16 protein-coding genes are annotated in these 18,198 nt (G+C 72.4%); 10 read left to right on the top strand and 6 right to left on the bottom strand.

Annotation, left to right across the window (positions count from 1 at the left end):
- The first annotated feature begins 204 nt into the window (after nucleotides 1-204).
- The 8 genes from KBY47_RS04335 (at nucleotide 205) to KBY47_RS04300 (ending at nucleotide 9,803) form a co-directional block, all read left to right on the top strand.
- Complete coding sequence (locus KBY47_RS04335; protein WP_374103055.1) at nucleotides 205-2,601, top strand: SpoIIE family protein phosphatase; 2,397 nt, start codon at nucleotides 205-207, stop codon at nucleotides 2,599-2,601.
- Nucleotides 2,602-2,621: 20 nt separating this feature from the next.
- A complete protein-coding gene (locus KBY47_RS04330; protein WP_210919536.1) occupies nucleotides 2,622-3,563 on the top strand; it encodes a LysR family transcriptional regulator in 942 nt (313 codons plus the stop codon).
- A gap of 133 nt (nucleotides 3,564-3,696) precedes the next feature.
- On the top strand, nucleotides 3,697-4,761 hold the full coding sequence (locus KBY47_RS04325) for a glucose-1-phosphate thymidylyltransferase (RefSeq protein WP_210919535.1): 1,065 nt from the start codon (nucleotides 3,697-3,699) through the stop codon (nucleotides 4,759-4,761).
- The gene (gene rfbB / locus KBY47_RS04320) at nucleotides 4,758-5,729 is read left to right on the top strand and encodes a dTDP-glucose 4,6-dehydratase (RefSeq protein WP_210919534.1); all 972 of its coding nucleotides are present in this window, start codon (nucleotides 4,758-4,760) and stop codon (nucleotides 5,727-5,729) included. Before KBY47_RS04325 ends, rfbB begins: the two co-directional genes overlap by 4 nt.
- Nucleotides 5,726-6,610 (top strand): dTDP-4-dehydrorhamnose reductase, encoded by an 885-nt coding sequence (gene rfbD / locus KBY47_RS04315; RefSeq protein WP_210919533.1) that lies wholly within the window; start codon nucleotides 5,726-5,728, stop codon nucleotides 6,608-6,610. Before rfbB ends, rfbD begins: the two co-directional genes overlap by 4 nt.
- Nucleotides 6,607-7,410, top strand: coding sequence for a class I SAM-dependent methyltransferase (locus KBY47_RS04310; RefSeq protein WP_210919532.1), 804 nt, complete (start codon nucleotides 6,607-6,609; stop codon nucleotides 7,408-7,410). The genes rfbD and KBY47_RS04310 overlap by 4 nt, the downstream gene beginning before the upstream one ends.
- Nucleotides 7,411-7,794: 384 nt before the next feature.
- On the top strand, nucleotides 7,795-7,965 hold the full coding sequence (locus KBY47_RS04305; RefSeq protein WP_210919531.1) for a hypothetical protein: 171 nt from the start codon (nucleotides 7,795-7,797) through the stop codon (nucleotides 7,963-7,965).
- A complete protein-coding gene (locus KBY47_RS04300) occupies nucleotides 7,962-9,803 on the top strand; it encodes an HEXXH motif domain-containing protein (RefSeq protein ID WP_210919530.1) in 1,842 nt (613 codons plus the stop codon). The genes KBY47_RS04305 and KBY47_RS04300 overlap by 4 nt, the downstream gene beginning before the upstream one ends.
- On the opposite strand, the gene KBY47_RS04295 is transcribed toward KBY47_RS04300, so the two are convergent.
- The 4 genes from KBY47_RS04295 to KBY47_RS04280 all read right to left on the bottom strand — a co-directional run bounded on the left by KBY47_RS04295 (nucleotide 9,773) and on the right by KBY47_RS04280 (nucleotide 14,724).
- The gene (locus KBY47_RS04295; RefSeq protein ID WP_210919529.1) at nucleotides 9,773-10,684 is read right to left on the bottom strand and encodes a hypothetical protein; all 912 of its coding nucleotides are present in this window, start codon (nucleotides 10,682-10,684) and stop codon (nucleotides 9,773-9,775) included. The two genes, KBY47_RS04300 and KBY47_RS04295, sit on opposite strands and share 31 nt — an antisense overlap.
- A 90-nt stretch (nucleotides 10,685-10,774) precedes the next feature.
- On the bottom strand, nucleotides 10,775-11,368 hold the full coding sequence (gene rfbC / locus KBY47_RS04290; RefSeq protein ID WP_210919528.1) for a dTDP-4-dehydrorhamnose 3,5-epimerase: 594 nt from the start codon (nucleotides 11,366-11,368) through the stop codon (nucleotides 10,775-10,777).
- A gap of 5 nt (nucleotides 11,369-11,373) precedes the next feature.
- Nucleotides 11,374-13,326, bottom strand: a complete 1,953-nt coding sequence (locus tag KBY47_RS04285) for a glycosyltransferase family A protein (RefSeq protein ID WP_210919527.1) — start codon at nucleotides 13,324-13,326, stop codon at nucleotides 11,374-11,376.
- Between the two features lie 147 nt (nucleotides 13,327-13,473).
- Nucleotides 13,474-14,724 (bottom strand): YncE family protein, encoded by a 1,251-nt coding sequence (locus KBY47_RS04280; protein WP_210919526.1) that lies wholly within the window; start codon nucleotides 14,722-14,724, stop codon nucleotides 13,474-13,476.
- A gap of 148 nt (nucleotides 14,725-14,872) precedes the next feature.
- Between KBY47_RS04280 and KBY47_RS04275 the strand changes: the two genes are divergently transcribed.
- Nucleotides 14,873-15,538 (top strand): TetR/AcrR family transcriptional regulator, encoded by a 666-nt coding sequence (locus KBY47_RS04275; RefSeq protein ID WP_210919525.1) that lies wholly within the window; start codon nucleotides 14,873-14,875, stop codon nucleotides 15,536-15,538.
- Between the two features lie 10 nt (nucleotides 15,539-15,548).
- Here KBY47_RS04275 and KBY47_RS04270 read toward each other — a convergent pair whose 3' ends face one another.
- Nucleotides 15,549-15,914, bottom strand: a complete 366-nt coding sequence (locus KBY47_RS04270) for a nuclear transport factor 2 family protein (RefSeq protein WP_210919524.1) — start codon at nucleotides 15,912-15,914, stop codon at nucleotides 15,549-15,551.
- A gap of 171 nt (nucleotides 15,915-16,085) precedes the next feature.
- On the opposite strand from KBY47_RS04270, the gene KBY47_RS04265 reads away from it, so the two are divergent.
- Nucleotides 16,086-16,379 carry a hypothetical protein gene (locus tag KBY47_RS04265; protein ID WP_210919523.1) on the top strand — a complete coding sequence of 98 codons (294 nt, stop codon included), beginning with the start codon at nucleotides 16,086-16,088 and terminating at the stop codon, nucleotides 16,377-16,379.
- 37 nt (nucleotides 16,380-16,416) lie between these two features.
- On the opposite strand, the gene KBY47_RS04260 is transcribed toward KBY47_RS04265, so the two are convergent.
- Entirely contained in the window at nucleotides 16,417-18,192 is a 1,776-nt protein-coding gene (locus KBY47_RS04260; RefSeq protein WP_210919522.1) for an ABC transporter ATP-binding protein, read from the bottom strand.
- Nucleotides 18,193-18,198: the final 6 nt, after the last annotated feature.

Raw genomic sequence — 18,198 nt, 5'->3', positions numbered from 1 at the left:
GGCCTCCCGCGCACGGCGAGTGGCCGCCCACGCCCGCCGTGCCACGGCCCGCCGGGGCCGTCGCGCGACGTCGGCGCGCCGCCCGGAACGCTCACAGGGGCTGCGCGGCAGCCGCATACGCGCTGTAATACCCACGTGGTCAGTCATGGCGCCGCGGGACGCAGCACGGGAACGCTGCGTACCGAAGGTGCCCTGAAAGCGCTGATGTCCGATCCCGACTCCCCCGAACGGCGGCATCGCGTCCTCGAACAGGCGCTCGTCTTCGCGGGGGCGACCTTCGCCGCCGTCTACACCCTGAGCGAGGACGGCGACCTGCTGTGCCTCACCGAGTCCGCCGGGGTGCCCCGCACCCTGTACGGGCTGCGCGACACCTACGCCGTCGACGGCCGCTCCCCGGCGGCCGACACCCACCGCACCCGACAGCCGGTCTGGCTCGGCCCCGCCGACCTCGCCGACCTGGCCGATGCCCGGCGCACCCCGTCCCGTGACTTCCACCTGGCCGCCCTGCCCGCGCGGCACGCGGACGAGGGCGGCTGTCTGCTCGCCGTCAGTGAGCGCGTCGAGGGCTTCGGCGCCGAGGAACGGGCCTGTCTGGAGCTGATCGCCGACGCCGTCGTCTGCCCGGTCCCCGACTGGCGGCCCGAGCGCGGCGAGCTGCCGGCGTACGCGTTCGGGCTGGCCATGGACAGCGGGCGGGTCGAGGTCGGCGACGGCCTGCTGGAACTGTTCGGGCTGCGGTCCGCTGACTTCGACGGCAAGGTCGAGACGCTGCTCGGCCGCACCGTGCCCGAGGACCTGCCCTCGCTGATGTCCGTGGTGGAGGCCGACCACATGTCCATCGGCGAGCGCGAGCTGGAGTTCCGGGTGCTCCAGCCCGCCGGGCCGCCCAAGTGGCTGAGGCTGCGCGGCCGGATGCTGCCCGGCGGCGAGGGCCATCCGGCCCGTCTCGTCGGCACCGTCATGGACGCCTCCCAGCTGCGCTCCGACGTCACCGACGTCGCCCGCATCCAGCGGCTGGCCGCCGCCCTGGCCACCGCGGGCACCGTCCGCGACGTCAGCCACGCCCTCGTCTCCGCGCTGCGCAAACCGCTGCGGGCCGACCGGATCGCCCTCGCCGAGCTGGAGCACGACCGGCTCGTCGTCACCGTCCTCGACCCGCCCGAACCGGAGTCCTGGCCGGAGCTGTGGCGCCTGGAGTGGCGCGGCGAGTGGCCCGACGCCCCGGTGCGCGCCATGCCCACCCTCGCGACAGCGCTCGGCGAGGGCCGCGCGCAGATCTGGCCCGCCGGGACCGCCGCCCTGGAACCCGCCCTCGCCGAGGTCGGCCCCGGCGGCCTGGCCGTGCTGCCGCTGCCCGCCGGGGGCCGCATGGTCGGCGCCTGCCTGATCGGCTGGGACTCCCCGCACGACTTCGGGCCCGACGAACGCGCCCTGCTCACCGCCTCCGCCGGACTCGCCGGACAGGCCCTGCTGCGCGCCCACGCCTTCGACGCCGAGCACGAACTCGTCGGCATGCTCCAGCGCCAGCTGCTCCCGCGCCGCCTGCCGAAACTGCCCGGCGCCGAGGCCGTCGCCCGCTATCTGCCCGCCACCGCCGGTCTGGAGGTCGGCGGCGACTGGTACGACGTGATCCCGCTGCCGGACAACCACGTCGCCCTCGTCATCGGCGACGTCCAGGGGCACAGCGCGGGCGCCGCCACCCTGATGGGCCAGATGCGCACCGCGCTGCGCGCCTACGCCGCCGAGGGGCATCCGCCGGACGTGGTGGTCAGCCACGCCAACCGGCTGCTGGTCGACATGGAGACCGACCTCTTCGCCACCTGCGCCTATGTCGACGTCGACATGGAGGAGGGGTTCGCCTGGTGCGTACGGGCCGGGCACCTGCCGCCGGTGCTGCGGCAGCCGGACGGGAGCACCGAGATCGCCGAGGCGGAGGGCGGGCCGCCGCTCGGGGTGCTGGCGCAGGCCGACTTCCCCATGAGCCCGCTGCGCCTCCAGCCAGGCACCGTGATCGCGCTGACCACGGACGGTCTGGTGGAGACCCCGGACACCGACATCGACACCGGCATGGACCACTTCGCGCACATGCTCGCGGGCGCGGACCCCGCCCACCTCGGACCGGTCGCCGACACCCTGCTCGACGGCGCCCGGCGCAGCGACGACATCGCCCTGCTGCTGATGCGCTACGACGGCATGGCGGTCCGTCCCCGGCGGGAGAGCTGGACGGTGTGGCGGGTCCCCGAGGCGGTCCGGCACGCCCGCCGCTTCACCCGGCGCACGCTGCGCTCCTGGGGCGCCGCCGAACACGTCGACGCGGCCCTCCTCGTCGTCTCCGAGCTGGTCACCAACGCCCTCGTGCACACCGACGGCAAGGTCCGCCTCGACCTGACCCTGCTCAGCGACCGCCTCCGCGTCTCCGTCGCCGACGCCTCCCCGCGCACCCCCGTCAAGCCGACCTCCATCGGCTGGGAGGCCACCGGCGGGCGGGGCCTCCTGCTCGTCGAGGCCATGTCGACGGCGTGGGGGAGCGTGCCCGTCAGCGGCGGCAAACAGGTCTGGAGCGAGATCACCCTCGACTCGGGCAACGGCGAGGACACCTAGGGCGCCGCTAGGCTCCCCACGTGAGGCACGACCACCCCGACGGCTCCCGGCGCCCGGCGTCCGGCGCGCCCGCCGACCTGAATCTGCTGCGGACCTTCCTCGCCGTCTACCGGTCGGGGTCGTTCACGGCCGCGGGCCAGCTGCTGGGGCTGTCGCAGCCGACCGTCACCACCCAGATCCGGTCGCTGGAGCGGCAGATGGGACGGGAGCTGTTCGAGCGGCTGCCGCGCGGGGTCGCGGCGACCGCCGTGGCGGACGAACTGGCCGCGCGGATCGCCGTACCGCTCGACGCGCTGGCCGCCGCCACCGGCGACGGGGCACCGGATCAGGCGCCGCCGGAGCCGGTGCACCTGGCCGGGCCCGCCGAACTGCTGGCGACCCGGGCCCTGCCCGCGCTCGGGGAGCTGGTGGTCCAGGGCGTACGGCTGCGGGCGAGCCCGGGGCTCACCGACCCGCTGCTCGACGAGCTGCGCGCCGGACGGCACGACCTCGTCATCGCCACCACCCGGCCGCGCGGCCGGGCACTGACCGCCGTACCGCTCGCCGACGAGGAGTTCGTGCTGGTGGCCGCCCCCGAGTGGGCCGACCGCCTGCGGGCGCCGCTCGCCACCGACGGCCCCGGCGTACTGCACCCGGTGCCGCTGATCACCTACGCCGAGGACCTGCCGATCGTCCGCCGCTACTGGCGCCATGTCTTCGGCCGACGGCTCACCTGCCATGCCGCCGTGTCCGTGCCCGACCTGCGGGCCGTCCTCGCGCTGGTGACGGGCGGCGCCGGGTTCAGCGTGCTGCCCCGCTACCTGTGCGCCGACGCCCTGGAGTCCGGCGCCCTCGCCCTGCTCGACGCCCCGGACGACCCGCCGATCAACACGGCGTTCCTGGTGCAGCGTCCGGGCCCGGCCCGCAACCCGCACGTCACCCTCGTCCGCGACCGGCTGCTGGCGGTCGCCCGGGAGTGGTGAGCCCGATCCCGGGTATGCGTCCGCGGACCCGACCCGACTCCCTGGAGGCGGCGAACGCGCGGACAACGAGCCGTGACCGGTGAGTGAACCCAAAGAGACATCCGTCCGGGCGATCACCGCTATGGTGAAGCAGATGAAGGCTCTCGTGCTGTCCGGCGGCGCCGGAACACGGCTCAGGCCGATCACGCACACGTCGGCCAAGCAGCTCGTCCCGGTGGCGAACAAAGCCGTGCTGTTCTACGGACTGGAATCGATCGCGGCGGCCGGTATCACCGACGTCGGACTGGTCGTCGGCGACACCGCCGAGGAGATCAGGGAGGCGGTCGGCGACGGATCGAAGTTCGGTCTGGACATCACCTACATCCCACAGGAACGGCCCCTGGGTCTCGCCCACGCCGTACTGATCGCCCGTGAGTACCTCGGCGACGACGACTTCGTGATGTACCTCGGCGACAACTTCATCGTCGGCGGCATCACCGGCCTCGTCGAGGAGTTCCGCGCCACCCGCCCCGACGCCCAGATCCTGCTGACCCGCGTCTCCGACCCCCGCGCCTTCGGCGTCGCCGAACTCGGCCCGACCGGGCGGGTGATCGGCCTGGAGGAGAAGCCCGAGCACCCCAAGAGCGACCTCGCGCTCGTCGGCGTCTACCTCTTCACCCCCGCCGTCCACGAGGCGGTGCGGGCCATCACCCCGTCGTGGCGCGGCGAGCTGGAGATCACCCACGCCCTCCAGCACCTCCTCGACACCGGCGCCGACGTCCGCTGCACGGTCATCAAGGGCTACTGGAAGGACACCGGCAACGTCGGCGACATGCTGGAGGTCAACCGCACGGTCCTGGAGGACGTCGAGCGCCGCGTCGACGGCGAGACCGACGCCTCCGAGATCATCGGCCGGGTGGTGGTCGAGGAGGGTGCCCGGGTCGTCCGCTCCCGGATCGTCGGCCCCGTCGTCATCGGCGCCGGAACCGTCGTCAGCGACTCCTACGTCGGCCCGTTCACCTCCATCGCGGAGAACTGCCGCATCCAGGACAGCGAGTTGGAGTTCTCGATCGTGCTGCGGGACTCCTCCATCGACGGCGTCGGCCGCATCGAGAACTCGCTCATCGGGCGGCACGCCCAGGTGACCACCGCGCCCAGCGTGCCCAGCGCCCACCGACTCGTCCTCGGCGACCACAGCAAGGTGCAGATCCACACATGAAGCTCCTCGTCACCGGCGCCGCCGGTTTCATCGGCTCCGCCCACGTCCGCGCACTGCTCGCCGACGGCGGGCCCGAGGCGCCGCACATCACCGTCCTCGACAAGCTCACCTACGCGGGCTCCCGCGACAACCTGCCCGCCGGCCACCCCCGGCTGGAGTTCGTGCACGGCGACATCTGCGACGCCGCCCTGGTCGACAAGCTCATGGCCGACACCGACCAGGTCGTGCACTTCGCCGCCGAGTCCCACGTGGACCGCTCCATCGACTCCGCCGCCGACTTCGTCCGCACCAACGTCCTGGGCACCCAGACCCTGCTGGACGCGGCCCTCAGACACGGCGTGGGCCCCTTCGTGCACATCTCCACCGACGAGGTCTACGGCTCCATCGACACCGGCTCCTGGCCCGAGGAACACCCCCTGAGCCCCAACTCGCCGTACTCCGCCTCCAAGTCCTCCTCCGACCTGCTCGCCCTCGCCTACCACCGCACCCACGGCCTGGACGTCCGCGTCACCCGCTGCTCCAACAACTACGGCCCGCGCCAGTTCCCCGAGAAGGTCATCCCGCTGTTCATCACCAACCTCCTCGACGGGCTGACCGTCCCGCTGTACGGCGAAGGGCTCAACGTCCGTGACTGGCTGCACGTCGAGGACCACGTCCACGGCATCGAGCTGGTGCGCACCAAGGGCCGCCCCGGCGAGGTCTACAACATCGGCGGCGGCACCGAACTGAGCAACCGTGACCTCACCGCCCTGCTGCTGAAGGCCTGCGGCGCCGACTGGGACCGCGTCGAGCACGTCCCGGACCGCAAGGGGCACGACCGGCGCTACTCCGTCGACTGGAGCAAGGCCCGCACCGAGCTGGGCTACCGGCCCCGCCACGACTTCACCGCCGGCCTCGCCGAGACCGTCGACTGGTACCGCGAGAACCGTTCCTGGTGGCAGCCCCTGAAGCAGCGGGAGCGGGTATGAGGTGGCTGGTCACCGGGGCGGGCGGGATGCTCGGCCGGGACACCGTCGCCGCCCTCGTCCGGCGCGACGCCGAGGTGACGGGCCTGGACCGGACCGCCCTCGACATCACCTCGCCCGACGCCGTCGAGCGGGCCTTCGCCGAGCACCGGCCGGACATCGTGGTCAACTGCGCCGCGTACACGGCCGTCGACGACGCCGAGACCGACGAGGCAGGCGCCCTGCTGGTCAACGGCGAGGGGCCCCGGCTGCTGGCCCGCGCCTGCGCCGCGGCCGGCGCCCGGCTGCTGCACGTCTCCACCGACTACGTCTTCGACGGCGACACACGCACCGCGCCCTACCCGGAGGACCACCCCCCGGCCCCGCGCACCGCCTACGGCCGCACCAAGCTCGCCGGTGAGGAGGCCGTACGGGCCGAACTCCCCGAGCACAGCGCCGTGGTGCGCACGGCCTGGCTGTACGGCGTCCACGGCCGCAGCTTCGTCCGTACGATGATCGAGCTGGAGGCCCGCCGGGACACCGTCGACGTCGTCGACGACCAGCGTGGCCAGCCCACCTGGAGCGCCGACGTCGCCGAACGCCTCGCCGACCTCGGCCCCCTGATCGGCCCGGACGTCAGCGGGGTCTTCCACGCCACCGGCTCCGGCGAGGCCACCTGGCACGAACTGGCCCGCGAGGTTTTCCGCGGCCTCGGCGCCGACCCCGCACGGGTGCGCCCCACCAGCAGCGCGGCCTACCCGCGCCCGGCACCGCGCCCCGCGTACAGCGTCCTCGCCCACGGCCGGTGGAAGGACGTGGGCCTGCCCGGGCCGCGCGCCTGGCGGGCCGCGCTCGACGAGGCACTGCCCCAGATCCGCAAGGAGCACCAAGGAGTTTCGACGTGAAACGTCATGAGTTCCTCCGGGGACTGCACAAGGCGGTCGCCAACCGCAACTACCTGGAGATCGGCGTCAACGACGGCCGCAGCCTCACGCTCTCCCGGGTCCCCAGCATCGCGATCGACCCCGCGTTCAAGGTGACCTCGGAGATCCGCTGCGACGTCCACCTGGCCAAGGCGACCAGCGACGCCTTCTTCGAGCGCCCCGACCCGCTGGCCCACCTCAAGGGCGGGCGCCACCCGCTGCGCAACATGGCCCGCGGCCGTCACCCGCTGGCCCACTGGCGCCGCACCACCCTCGACCTGTCCTTCATCGACGGCATGCACCTCTTCGAGTACGCGCTGCGCGACTTCATCAACGTCGAGCGCCACTCGGACTGGTCCAGCGTGATCGTCTTCGACGACATGCTGCCGCGCAACGTCGACGAGGCCGCCCGCGACCGGCACACCGGCGCCTGGACCGGCGACGTCTACAAGATCATCGAGATCCTCTCCCGCTACCGCCCCGACCTCGCGACCGTCCTGGTCGACACCCAGCCCACCGGCCAGCTGGTGGTCTTCGGCGCCGACCCCGGCAACACCGTCCTGAAGGACAAGTACGAGGAGATCATGGCCGAGTACGACGTGCCCGACCCGCAGAAGGTCCCCGAGGCCGTTCTCGACCGGGTCCGCGCGGTCCGCCCCGAGGACCTCCTGGGCGCCGACTTCTGGCACCCCCTGACCCGGGCCCGCAACCGCGGCCTGAGCCGCTCGCGGGGCTGGGAACCCCTCCGCACGGCCGTGAACCAGCTCGCCCCGCCCGCCTGACCGGGCATCAGGTCCCAACCCGGCCCGCCAATTCCTGCTCGGCTGGGAGAAGACTGTCCGGCTGCCGGGTGGGGAGCGATAATCGGGTGGCGAGTGATGCCCCGTGAACTTGACCCGGTGTGTGAACAACCGTCGGACCGCCACTCGTTCGCGGGGTCCCGGGAGGCGAAATGATAGAGACTCGGATGCCCGATCTCGGCGCCGTGCCACTCCGCACACTGCTCACCGCCGAGGAGCCCGTCCTGTTCCGTGCTCTCGCATGGCAGGGAAGCCAGGCGGACAGGGCACGATCCGTCGCCGCCTCCGAGGAGGGGGGAGGGGGTGGGGGAGCCGAGCGCATCGACTGAGCGCACATCCCGGTACCGACCCATCTGAGGAGCGAATGTGATCGAGTCCCACCTGCCCGACTTCGCGGCTTCTTCCCTTAGGTCAGTCCTTGACTCCGATCAGTCCGCTGTTCGGCAGGGCCTGGAGTGGATCGGTTCGCACGCTGACCAGGAGCGGCCCATTGCCGCCGGTGGCGAAGAGGGCGGCGGCGCGGAGCGCATCGATTGACGCGGGCGCAGATCTCCCCTCACCGGATCGAGTGGAGCACCGTCGACGCCCTCGCCAGGGGGAGCGTCGGCCCCGAAGAGGTCCGGGAGTTGAGGCGGGCGGAGCGCAGCCGTACGTTGCTGCTGCTTCGCGCCGTTCAGGACGAGGTGGTGAAGGCGCCTGACTCCCGCGGTCCTCTTACCTCGCTGGAACCCGCTTGGAGTGTGCTCGAGCAGGTCCAGCAGACGGCACCGGAAGCCCTGGAGTCCCTGCTGTCCTACCCCTACGTCGCGGGATGGGCGGGTTTCACCCTGCGTCGGCTCCGTCGTGGCCAGGCCGCGGATGCCGCACCGCCATGGGTTCACGTCGGGCACCTGCACTGTGTCGCAGTCGCCGCCGCACTGCGGGCGGGCATCGACGTGGACCTGCGTGTTCCGGCCAGGCGAGGGCAGGTCGCGCTGCCCGCCTTGGGGCTGGTTCGCTCCCCGAGCCGGTCCGGAACGCCTTGGACAGTGGCCCGTGTCCGCCACCGCGCGGGGGTCTGCGACGTGGACTTCGGTGACAGCACCGTGCGGTTGCCGCCGGACCTCGGCCGTGACGCGTCCGGCTGGTGGACGCTTCGACGCCTCGAGTGCCGGGCAGGGCCGAGAACGCTGTCCCTGCGACTGGACGACATCGATCCGTATCGCGGCCTGTACGAGCCTCTCGGTCCGGATCGCCTCGACACCGCGCAGGTCGCGGTCTGGCAGGAACTGCTCGATGGTGCCTGGCACCTGCTCTGCCGCCACGACCCGCACCTCGCGGATGCGATGAGCGCCGGCCTGGACGCCTTGGCGCCCTATCCGTTCACGAGTCGCTTCCCCCTTATCAGCGCCTCGAGCGGAGAGGCCTTCGCCGGGATCACGGTCGCCAGGCCCGATGCCCCCGGAGACCTGGCGGAGACACTCGTGCACGAGTTCCGACACGTCCTCCTGGGAGGCCTCCTCCATCTGGTCCCGCTGACCCGGCAGAACGAGGGCGGTCTTCTCTACGCTCCCTGGCGCGACGATCCGCGTCCCGCCGCGGGACTGCTCCAGGGCATCTACGCCTTCTCCGGGGTGACGAAGTTCTGGCGGGCCGTGACGCGCTCCCGCGAGGAGCCCGAGGGTCACGCGGAGTTCGCCCGCGCCCGATGGCAGGCACCCACGCTCGAGGCGGCCCGCGCCCTGCGCGACACCGCGTGTCTCACGGAAGCCGGGCAGCGTTTCCTCGAGGGTGTCGAGGAACAGCTCACCGGCTGGGAAGCCGAGGCCCCGTACCACCCGGCAGCGGAAACGACCATCGAGGACCACCGTGCCGGGTGGCGGCTACGGCACCTGGTCCCCGACCCCGGCCTGGTGACCGCGCTGGCACGTGAGTGGGAGGGGACCACCGACAGTGTGACGGGCCCGTACACGGAGGAACTGGTGCCGCGGGGAGACGGCCCCTGGTCCGCCGCCCGCGCCGATCTCCTGCGCTGCGCCGTCCAGGCGGGCCCGTCACCGCTGGAGCCCTCACTCGTGGCGGAGACCGGTGCGACAGTCGCCGATCTGGCCCTGGTCCGGGGGCGTTTCGAAGAGGCGCTGACCGGCTACCGTGCGGAACTGGCCGACGACCCCGACCGGCCGTCCTCCTGGACCGGCTTCGCACTGGCCTGGTCCAGGCTCACCACCGGACCCGGGCCCGACATTCTGCTGCTGCGCCCCCAGTTGGTGCGGGCCGTTCACCGCGCGTTGCGCGGCGGCGGTGAGCCCCCTCAGCCGGACGCGCTGGCCACCTGGCTCGCCGCCCGTCTGCCCACCGATGAGCTTCACGCCCGTCCGCGCACCGGGATGGCGTAGCGGTAGCCGAGCTTGGCCTGCGTCGTCTTCCAGTGCACTCCGTCCGCCATGTGGCAGTAGCGCGACTGGAGCTGCGACTCCGGCATGTCGGCCATCTCCATGCCGAGTTGTTGCGCCTCCACCCGGCTCTGCGCATAGGGAGAGCAGGCGACTTCGAGACCGTCGCGGCCGGTGATGGTGACCTCCAGGACGTCCGTCACGTACGAGACGTCGGTGTAGCAGTTCTCCTCATGGCCGACGAAGCCGAAAGCGCCGATCAACTCCAGCTCGACGGTGAAGGAGCAGCGGGTGCGACCCGGGGCCAACGACACCGGGACCCGTACGGCGCCCGACTCGACGAGACGTCCGTCGGCGGCCGTCGGCTCGGCGGGTACCTTGCGCTCCCTCCTGACGAAGGCGATCGTGGGGTCGGAATCCACCCCGTCCACGCTCACCCGGCGCACCACGATGCTCGTCCACGGCGTGTGGTCCGGTGACACCTCCGCGATCATCGGGAAGGAGATCCACGGCACCACGGCGGACTCAGCTGATTCCACCTGGCAGGAGATGTGCAGCGTGGCATTGCCGTCACCGCCGATGACGAAGGTGTCACGGCGCTGCCGGAAGCGGATGAGCCGGGGCACGTAGGCTTCCAGGTCGCGGAGATGGGCCAGGTCCCTCACGTCCTTGCGAATGCTGTCGGCGAGCAGCCACACGGCGACGACGCCCGTCGCGATGGACGCCGCGATCAACAGCCATGTCAGGATGAGGAAGAGCGCGGCCTGGGAAGCGCTGGACCGCAGACCGACCAGCGTCCCGGCAATCGTGAGGATCACCGAGACGACCGCGGAGACGAAGCCCGCGAAGGCCGCGCTGACACCGCCCTGCGTCCGCTCCACCACGGCTTCGCTCCCCCCGACGCGTGGCCCTGCGGGCATTGTCCCGTAGATCGGCGCGGGTGACAGCCGCACCGCAGATGTGAGAGCCCCCGGTCAGCCCCGCAATTCCCGGTAGTGGGCGCGGCAGGTGTCGTACGCCGGGAGGAGGCCCGTGGTGCGGGCCTCGGTCAGTGACGGTGCCGCCGCGTCCTTCGGGGAGAGGAGCGGGGGGATGCCCTCGGGCCAGTCGATCGCCAGGTCCGGGTCGAGGGGGTGGATTCCGTGCTCGCGTTCGGGGGCGTAGCCGGTGGAGCAGAGGTACACCACCGTCGCCTCGTCGCTGAGGGCCATGAAGGCGTGGCCGAGGCCCTCCGCGAGGAACACCGCGTGCCGGGTGTCGTCGTCGAGGCGTACGGCCTCCCAGCGGCCGAAGTCCGGTGAGCCGACGCGGAGATCGATCACCACGTCCAGGACCGCGCCGCGTACACAGGTGACGTACTTGGCCTGCCCGGGCGGCACGTCGGAGAAGTGCACGCCCCGCAGCACACCCCGGCGGGAGACCGAGCAGTTGGCCTGCGCGAGGGTCAGGTCGTAGCCGGTGGCCTCGCGGAACTCCGCGCCCCGGTACCACTCGTGGAAGCTGCCCCGCTCGTCCGGGAAGACCTTGGGCTCCAGCACCCAGGCGCCCTCGATGTCCAGCGCTCGCACCCGCGTCACCTCCCCCGCGCCGCGGCGCGTGCCGTCACCGGGCGCAGCAGTCGCCGCGCCCTGCCCACCAGCCGCCGCAGCCGGGGATGGCGACGCGTGTGCGCCGCCCGGACGCGGCCACCGTCCGGCGCCGCGCGCAGCGACAGCGGCAGGGCGACGAACCTCGGCTCGCCGGCGTCCGGGTCCGGTCCCAGCGCGGTGCGCCAGACCCCACCCGCCAGCTCGGCGCCGGAGAGAGCGGCTTCGAGCATCGCGCCCGGGCGTGCCCTGACCGGCGACAGCGTGCCGGGGACGGTGACCGGGGCCGTGCCCGCGGGACCGGTCAGCCGCACCAGCACCTTCGCCGCGCCGTTCACGTACAGCGGCAGCCGCATCCGAAGCCGCCCGCCCGAGACCCCCATGTCCCGCTCAGCGACCTGCCCGAGCCCCAGCCGCCCCTGCGCCCGGTCCACGTCCAGCGACAGGTTGCGGTACGGATCGGTCAGGTACGGCAGGATCAGACGCCCGGCGACGACACCGGCGTACGGCAGCGCGAGCGCCCGGCCCTCGCCCGGTCTGCTCTCCTTGGTCCAGCCGCCCAGCCTGACCCGGACCACCGGGTCCCACACCTCGGCGTCCAGCGGTGTCCCGCCCGCCGCCGTCGCCGGATCCACGGTGGCCGTCGCCCGCAGCACCAGCCGGACCCGGGAGCCGTCGCCGACCGGGACCCTCTCGTGGGTGACGCCGGTGGGCTGGAAGTGGGTGGCGGCGCTGGAGCGGGCGCGCAGCACCAGGTCGAGCGGCGCCTTGTCGAACCGGGCGGCGTTGTCCGCGCCCAGCAGCTCCACCGCCTCGGCGACATCGCGCGGCGGGCCGTCGAAGGCGGGGCTCGCCGCGTCGGCGGGGTAGGTCATCGGCTCGCCGTCGTGGGTGTACTCGGCGCTGAGCCCGATGTGCAGCTTCCCGTCCCGCCACTCCACGCTCTCCGTGGTCGCCCGCAGCCCGACCGCGGCCTCCCACTCGGCGAACGCCACCACGTCGTCGTAGCGTCCGGCCGTGGTCAGCGCGGCGACGATGCGCTGGGCGGGCTGGAGTCCGGCCGCGACGCCGGGCCCGAAGCGCTCTGCGACGACCTTGTGGATCTCCTCGAACAGTTCCCGCCGGAAGTCGTCCGGCTTCGCCAGCAGCCGACGGCCGCGCAGCCGTTCCACCATCTCGTTGCGCAGCCAGCGGCGCAGCAGCCGGTCGCGCGGCGGACCCGGCTCGGTGTACCGCTCGACGATGTCCAGGGCCTCCCGCAGGTTGTTGAAGTACCCGACGGGGTCGAACCGTTGGAAGCCCGCGTTGGAGCCGTCGTCGCGGCGGGTGTGGTAGTAGCAGACGTAGTCGCTGAGGACCGAGACGTTGCCCGCGCGCAGATAGGCCTCGGTGACGAAGACATGGTCCTCGAGCCGCCGTCGGCCCTCCGGGAAGCGCAGGCCGATGCGGTCGAGGAAGGCGCGTCGGACCATCTTGTGCGGGGTGAGGCTGTCGATCAGCGGCGCGTTCCCGACGGACGCGTGCGGCCGGTTGACCCGGAACAGTTCCACCGGCACGCCGCGGCCCTGGCCCGCCATCTTGCCGACCACCACGTCCGCGTCGTTGGCCACCCCGTAGTCGTACATCCGCTCCAGCGCCTCGTCGCCGAGGTGGTCGTCGTGGTCGACGAACATCACGTACTCGCCCCGGGACGCGTCGATGCCGACGTTGCGGGGTCTGCCCGACCAGCCGGAGTTCTCGATGTGGATGACCTGGACCCGGGGCTCCTCGGCGGCGAGCGCGTCCAGGCGGGCGGGGGTCTCGTCGGTGGAACCGTCGTCGATGAAGATCACTTCGTATGCGTCGGGTGGCAGTGACTGCCTCAGCAGCGACGCGATGCACTCCTCGATGTATCGCCCGGGGTTGTAGACCGGGACGACGACACTGACCTTGACCGGCATGAGCTACTTGGCCCCCTGGGGTCGCTTGCCGTTCATCTGCGGGCTTGGTGCGCGTGGCCCGATGCTAACCCCGTTGCCGTGCCGCCGGTCACGGGACCCTCGTACGGCCGTGGCCCACACCGGTCGGCGTGGGCCACGGCGGGCCGGTCAGCGGGACGCGGGGCCCGTCCAGTCGGCGGGCACCCGGGCCAGCCGGACGCGCTGGGGGTGGTCGCCGACGGGGACGGAGACGGTCTTCTGACCCGTGGCGAAGTCGATCGCGGTGACCTGGTCGGCGCCGCTCTCGGAGACCACGCAGGACCTGCCGTCACCGCTGACGGTGGCCCAGTAGGGCTTGGCGACGGGGACCAGCGGGCCTTCCTGGAGCGTCGTACGGTCCACGACGGTCGCGTAGTCGTCCATGGTGCCCGCGACGCACAGTTTGCTGCCGTCGGGCTTCATCGAGATGCCGTGGTGGCGCGAGTCGTTGACGAACGTGGTGCGGTCGTCACTGGTCGCCGGGTTCTTCGGCAGTGTCTTGGTGCGGGTGATGCGGTCGGTGGCGACGTCGTACTCGAAGAAGCCGTTGAAGAACGACACCTGGAAGTAGAGCTTGGACTCGTCGGGGCTGAAGGCCGCGGGCCGCACCGCGTCGGAGTAGTCCTTCAGGCCGATCGCGTCCAGCCGGGACCGCATGTCGATCACCTTGACCCGCTGGAACGTCCGCGCGTCGACGACCGTGATGCGGCGGTCGCCCTTCGTCCAGTCCAGCCAGGGCGCGTCGAGGTCGGTGTTCACCTCGCCGATGGACATGTTCCAGATGTAGTCGCCGCCGCCGGTGAAGACGTTCTCGTGCGGTTTGTCGCCGGTGGCGAAGCTGCCGAGCTGCGCGCCGGTGTCGATGTCCAGCACGTGCACGGTGTTGGAGGTGGAGGCGGAGACGGCGACCCGGGTCCCGTCGGGGGAGACCGCCATGTGGTCGGCGCGGTAACCCGACACCGCGAAGCGCCAGTTGACGGCGCCGCTGGCGAGGTCGATGGAGACCACGTCGGCGAAGCTGGGCCGGGAGACGACCATCGAGCGGCCGTCCGGGGTGGCGTACATGTCGTCCACGAACTGGTCGTGGCCCTCGCCGACGCTGTTGCGGATCGCCATGAAGTAGATCCACTTGATCGGGTCGGCGTTGATCTCCGCCATGCGCTGTGCCTTGTCGGGTACGACGTTGATCCGCCCGATCTTCGCGAAGTCCCCGGAGGACTTCAGGACGTCGGCGGTGCCGTCCCAGTTGTTGCCGACGAACAGCACCTCCCGCAGGGCGGTGGGCCCGGGGTCGGCGGCGGCGGTGGTCGCGGGCACGGTCAGGGTCAGGGCGAGGGCGGCGGCCACGGAGCAAAGGTGCCTGGGTCTGATGGCAGGCATGGGTGCTCTCTCCTCGGAGGGGGGAATCTGAAGACGAGCGCGTTCAGAGTGAACTTACTGAAAAGTAAGGAGGGATGGCCTTCACCACAAGACCGCGTACACGACAAAATTGGAGATCGCATCGACGGGGAGCACGGGGAGGGACCACGTGGCGGGCAGGCTCAGGGCGCCGACCGGCCGCTACGGCGGCAGATCGGCCGAGGAACGCAAGGCCGAGCGCCGCGCCCGCTTCCTGGACGCGGCGCTGCGGCTGTTCGGCGGAACCCCGGGCTACCGCGCCACCACCGTCGCCGCGCTCAGCGAGGCCGCGGGCCTGTCCACCCGCCAGTTCTACGAGGAGTTCCGCACCCTGGAGGACGTGCTGGCCGCCCTGCACCTCCAGGTCAACGACTGGGCCGAGCAGGCCGTGCTCGCCGCGCTGGCGGACGCCGGGGGACTGCCGCTCGCCGACCGGGTCGCCACGATCTTCGGCGCCTACGCGGGCAACGTCACCGCCGATCCGCGCCGCATCCGCATCACCTTCGTGGAGATCGTCGGCGTCAGCCCCCGCCTGGAGGAACAGCGGCTGGCCCGCCGGGCGCGCTGGGTCGACCTGCTGTGCGCGGAGGCCGCCGCAGCAGTCGCCCGCGGCGAGGCGGCACCCCGCGACTACCGACTCGCCGCGACGGCCTTCATCGGCAGCGTCAACGGGCTGCTCCACGACTTCAGCGCCGGATGGGTCGACGCCACCCTCGACGAGGTCGTCGGGGAGCTGGTCCGCCAGCTCCTCGGCATTCTGCGTCCGGCGGCCTGGGACCCGGGCACGGGTCCGTGAGGGCCTGGGACTACTCGTCCCAGGCCTGGATCAGCGTCTGCTCGGTGATCTTCCCCTCCCGCAGCGAGACCATCGACTCGGCGAGTACCCGTACCCCGTCCGGGTACTCACAGGACTCGCTGAACGCGAGCCGGTCGCCCTGGACCACGCAGTTGTCCAGTTGGTGGGTCATGTCCCGGCTGTAGACGTCGTCGAGGAAGGTGCTGATCTCGTCCCGGCCGTGCATCACCTTGGGGCTGCTGGGCTGGGTGTTGCGGTCCACGACGCGCAGCTCGGCGTCGTCCGCGTAGAGCGACAGCAGGGTCGACGCGTTCTGTTCCTCGATGCCCCGGCGCAGCGCCTCGGTGTCGAAGCCGGTGCCTGCCGCAGTGCCCATGGTGACCTCCTCGGGGAGCCGCGGCCCGTTCGGCGCGGGCCGCGAAGGACCTCTCCTACGAGCGTCCTCCGTTGCCGTCGGCCCGGCAAACGCAGCGGCCCCGCTGCGCCTCACGGGTGACCGGCGCCGGGGGGCCGTGTCCGGGCCGGGGCCGGTGCCGTTGCTGAAGGCATGATCTCAACACGTCGTATCGTCGCCGCCGTTGGTCTCGCCGCCGGGGTCGCCGGGCTCGCCGCCCCCACGGCGGACGCCGCCGAGGCGGGGGCCAGGGGCACCGGCAAGCTCAGCCCGCTGGCCGTCGTGGACTCCCTCCAGGTCAAGGACATGCCCGCCCGTTACCGCGATGCCCTGCCGCTGCCCTCCCAGCAGGTGAACCAGCTCAACCGCCTCAAGGAGCTGAACCAGCTCGGCCAGGTCACCGGCCTGGTCGCCCCGGTGTTCGGCCTGGTCCCCGCCGTCAAGTAGCGGTCCGGCCGCCGCCCCCGGCGGCCAGTGGATGTCCCTAGGGCCTGTCCGACGCCCCCTGGTCCGCCGAGGCGAGGAACTGCGTGGCCGCCAGCTCCGCGTACAGCGGGTCGGCGGCCACGAGTTCGCGGTGGGTGCCCACCGCCCGGACCCGGCCCGCGTCCATGACCACGATCCGGTCCGCCATCGTCACCGTGGACAACCGGTGGGCCACGACCAGCACGGTGGTCGCCCGGGCCACCTCGGCGACCGTGTCGCGCAGCGCCGCCTCGTTCACCGCGTCCAGCTGCGAGGTGGCCTCGTCCAGGAGCAGCAGCCGGGGGCGGCGCAGCAGCGCGCGGGCGATGGCGACGCGCTGTCGCTCCCCGCCGGAGAGCCGGGTGCCGCGGTGTCCGACGAGGGTGTCCAGGCCGTCCGGGAGCCGCGCCACCAGCCCGTCGAGGCGGGTCGTCTTCACCACCCTGGCCAGGGCGTCGTCGTCCGTGTCCGGATTGCCCAGCAGCAGGTTGTCGCGGAGCGAGCCGGAGAGCACCGGGGCGTCCTGCTCGACATAGCCGATCGAGGCGCGCAGCCGGGCCAGCTCCCACTCCGCGACATCCCGGCCGTCCAGCGTGATCACCCCGGACCCGGGGTCGTAGAACCGCTCGATCAGCGAGAAGACGGTGGTCTTGCCCGCGCCGGACGGGCCGACGAACGCGGTCATGCCGCGCGGCGGCACGGCGAAGCTGACCCCGTGGTGGACGTACGGCAGGTCGTCGGCGTACCGGAAGCGGACGTCGTGGAAGGCGAGCGCCGCCGGGGCCGTCTCCGGGGCGGGCAGCGGGGCGGCCGGGGCCCGCTCCTCGGCGGGCAGCGCCAGCGCCTCCTGGATCCGGGTGAGCGCCGCGGCACCGGTCTGGTACTGCGTGATCGCGCCCACCACCTGCTGGATCGGCGCCATCAGATAGAAGACGTACAGCAGGAACGCCACCAGCGTGCCGATGTCGATCGCGTCGGTGGCCACCCGCGCCCCGCCCACCGCGAGCACGGTGATGAAGGCGCTCTGCATCGCCAGGCCCGCGGTGTTGCCCGCGGCGGCCGACCACTTGGCGGCGCGCACGCTCTGCCGCCAGGACTCCTCGGCCGCGGCGTGCAGGGTGACCTCCTCGCGGTGCTCGGCGCCGGACGCCTTGACCGTGCGCAGCGCGCCCAGCACCCGTTCCAGTGAGGCGCCCATCACCCCGACCGCGTCCTGCGCCTGTCTGCTGGCCCGGTTGATGCGCGGCACGATCACCCCGAGCACCGTGCCCGCGCCCAGCACCACGGCGAGCGTCACCGCGAGCAGCACCGGGTCCACGAAGCCCATCATCACCACGGTCGCGACCAGCGTGAGCCCACCGGTGCCCAGGCCGACCAGGGAGTCGGTGGTGACCTCCCGCAGCAGGGTGGTGTCGGAGGTGATCCGGGCCATCAGATCGCCCGGCTCGCTGCGGTCCACGGCGGGTATCCGCAGCCGCAGCAGATACGACGACAGGGCGCGCCGGGCGCCGAGCACCACGGACTCGGCGGTGCGCCGCAGGACGTACGAACCGAGCGCGCCGAGTGCGGCGTTGGCGACGACCAGGGCCGACATGAGCAGCAGCGCGCCGGTGATGGCGCGGTCGTGGGACAGGTCGTCGATCAGCTCCCGGGCCACCAGTGGCAGCAGCAGCCCGGTGGCGCCGGTGACCAGCGACAGCAGCGCGCCCGTGAGCAGCGACCAGCGGTGGGGTGCGACATAGCCGAGCAGCAGCCGCCACGCGGGCGGGGCGGGTTCCGGCTGGACAAGGCTCACGGTAAT

It is taken from the genome of Streptomyces sp. B93 (assembly GCF_018070565.1).
Taxonomy (GTDB): Bacteria; Actinomycetota; Actinomycetes; order Streptomycetales; family Streptomycetaceae; genus Streptomyces.
Note: the sequence above shows the minus strand (reverse complement) of the source record. Positions and strands in the feature narration are given on the sequence as shown.

Coding starts and splice junctions, on each gene's coding strand:
- KBY47_RS04335 (WP_374103055.1), top strand. CDS start 205: ATGTCCGATCCCGACTCCCCCGAACGGCGGCATCGCGTCCTCGAACAG.
- KBY47_RS04325 (WP_210919535.1), top strand. CDS start 3,697: ATGAAGGCTCTCGTGCTGTCCGGCGGCGCCGGAACACGGCTCAGGCCG.
- rfbB (WP_210919534.1), top strand. CDS start 4,758: ATGAAGCTCCTCGTCACCGGCGCCGCCGGTTTCATCGGCTCCGCCCAC.
- rfbD (WP_210919533.1), top strand. CDS start 5,726: ATGAGGTGGCTGGTCACCGGGGCGGGCGGGATGCTCGGCCGGGACACC.
- KBY47_RS04285 (WP_210919527.1), bottom strand. CDS start 13,326: ATGCCGGTCAAGGTCAGTGTCGTCGTCCCGGTCTACAACCCCGGGCGA.
- KBY47_RS04280 (WP_210919526.1), bottom strand. CDS start 14,724: ATGCCTGCCATCAGACCCAGGCACCTTTGCTCCGTGGCCGCCGCCCTC.
- KBY47_RS04270 (WP_210919524.1), bottom strand. CDS start 15,914: ATGGGCACTGCGGCAGGCACCGGCTTCGACACCGAGGCGCTGCGCCGG.
- KBY47_RS04265 (WP_210919523.1), top strand. CDS start 16,086: ATGATCTCAACACGTCGTATCGTCGCCGCCGTTGGTCTCGCCGCCGGG.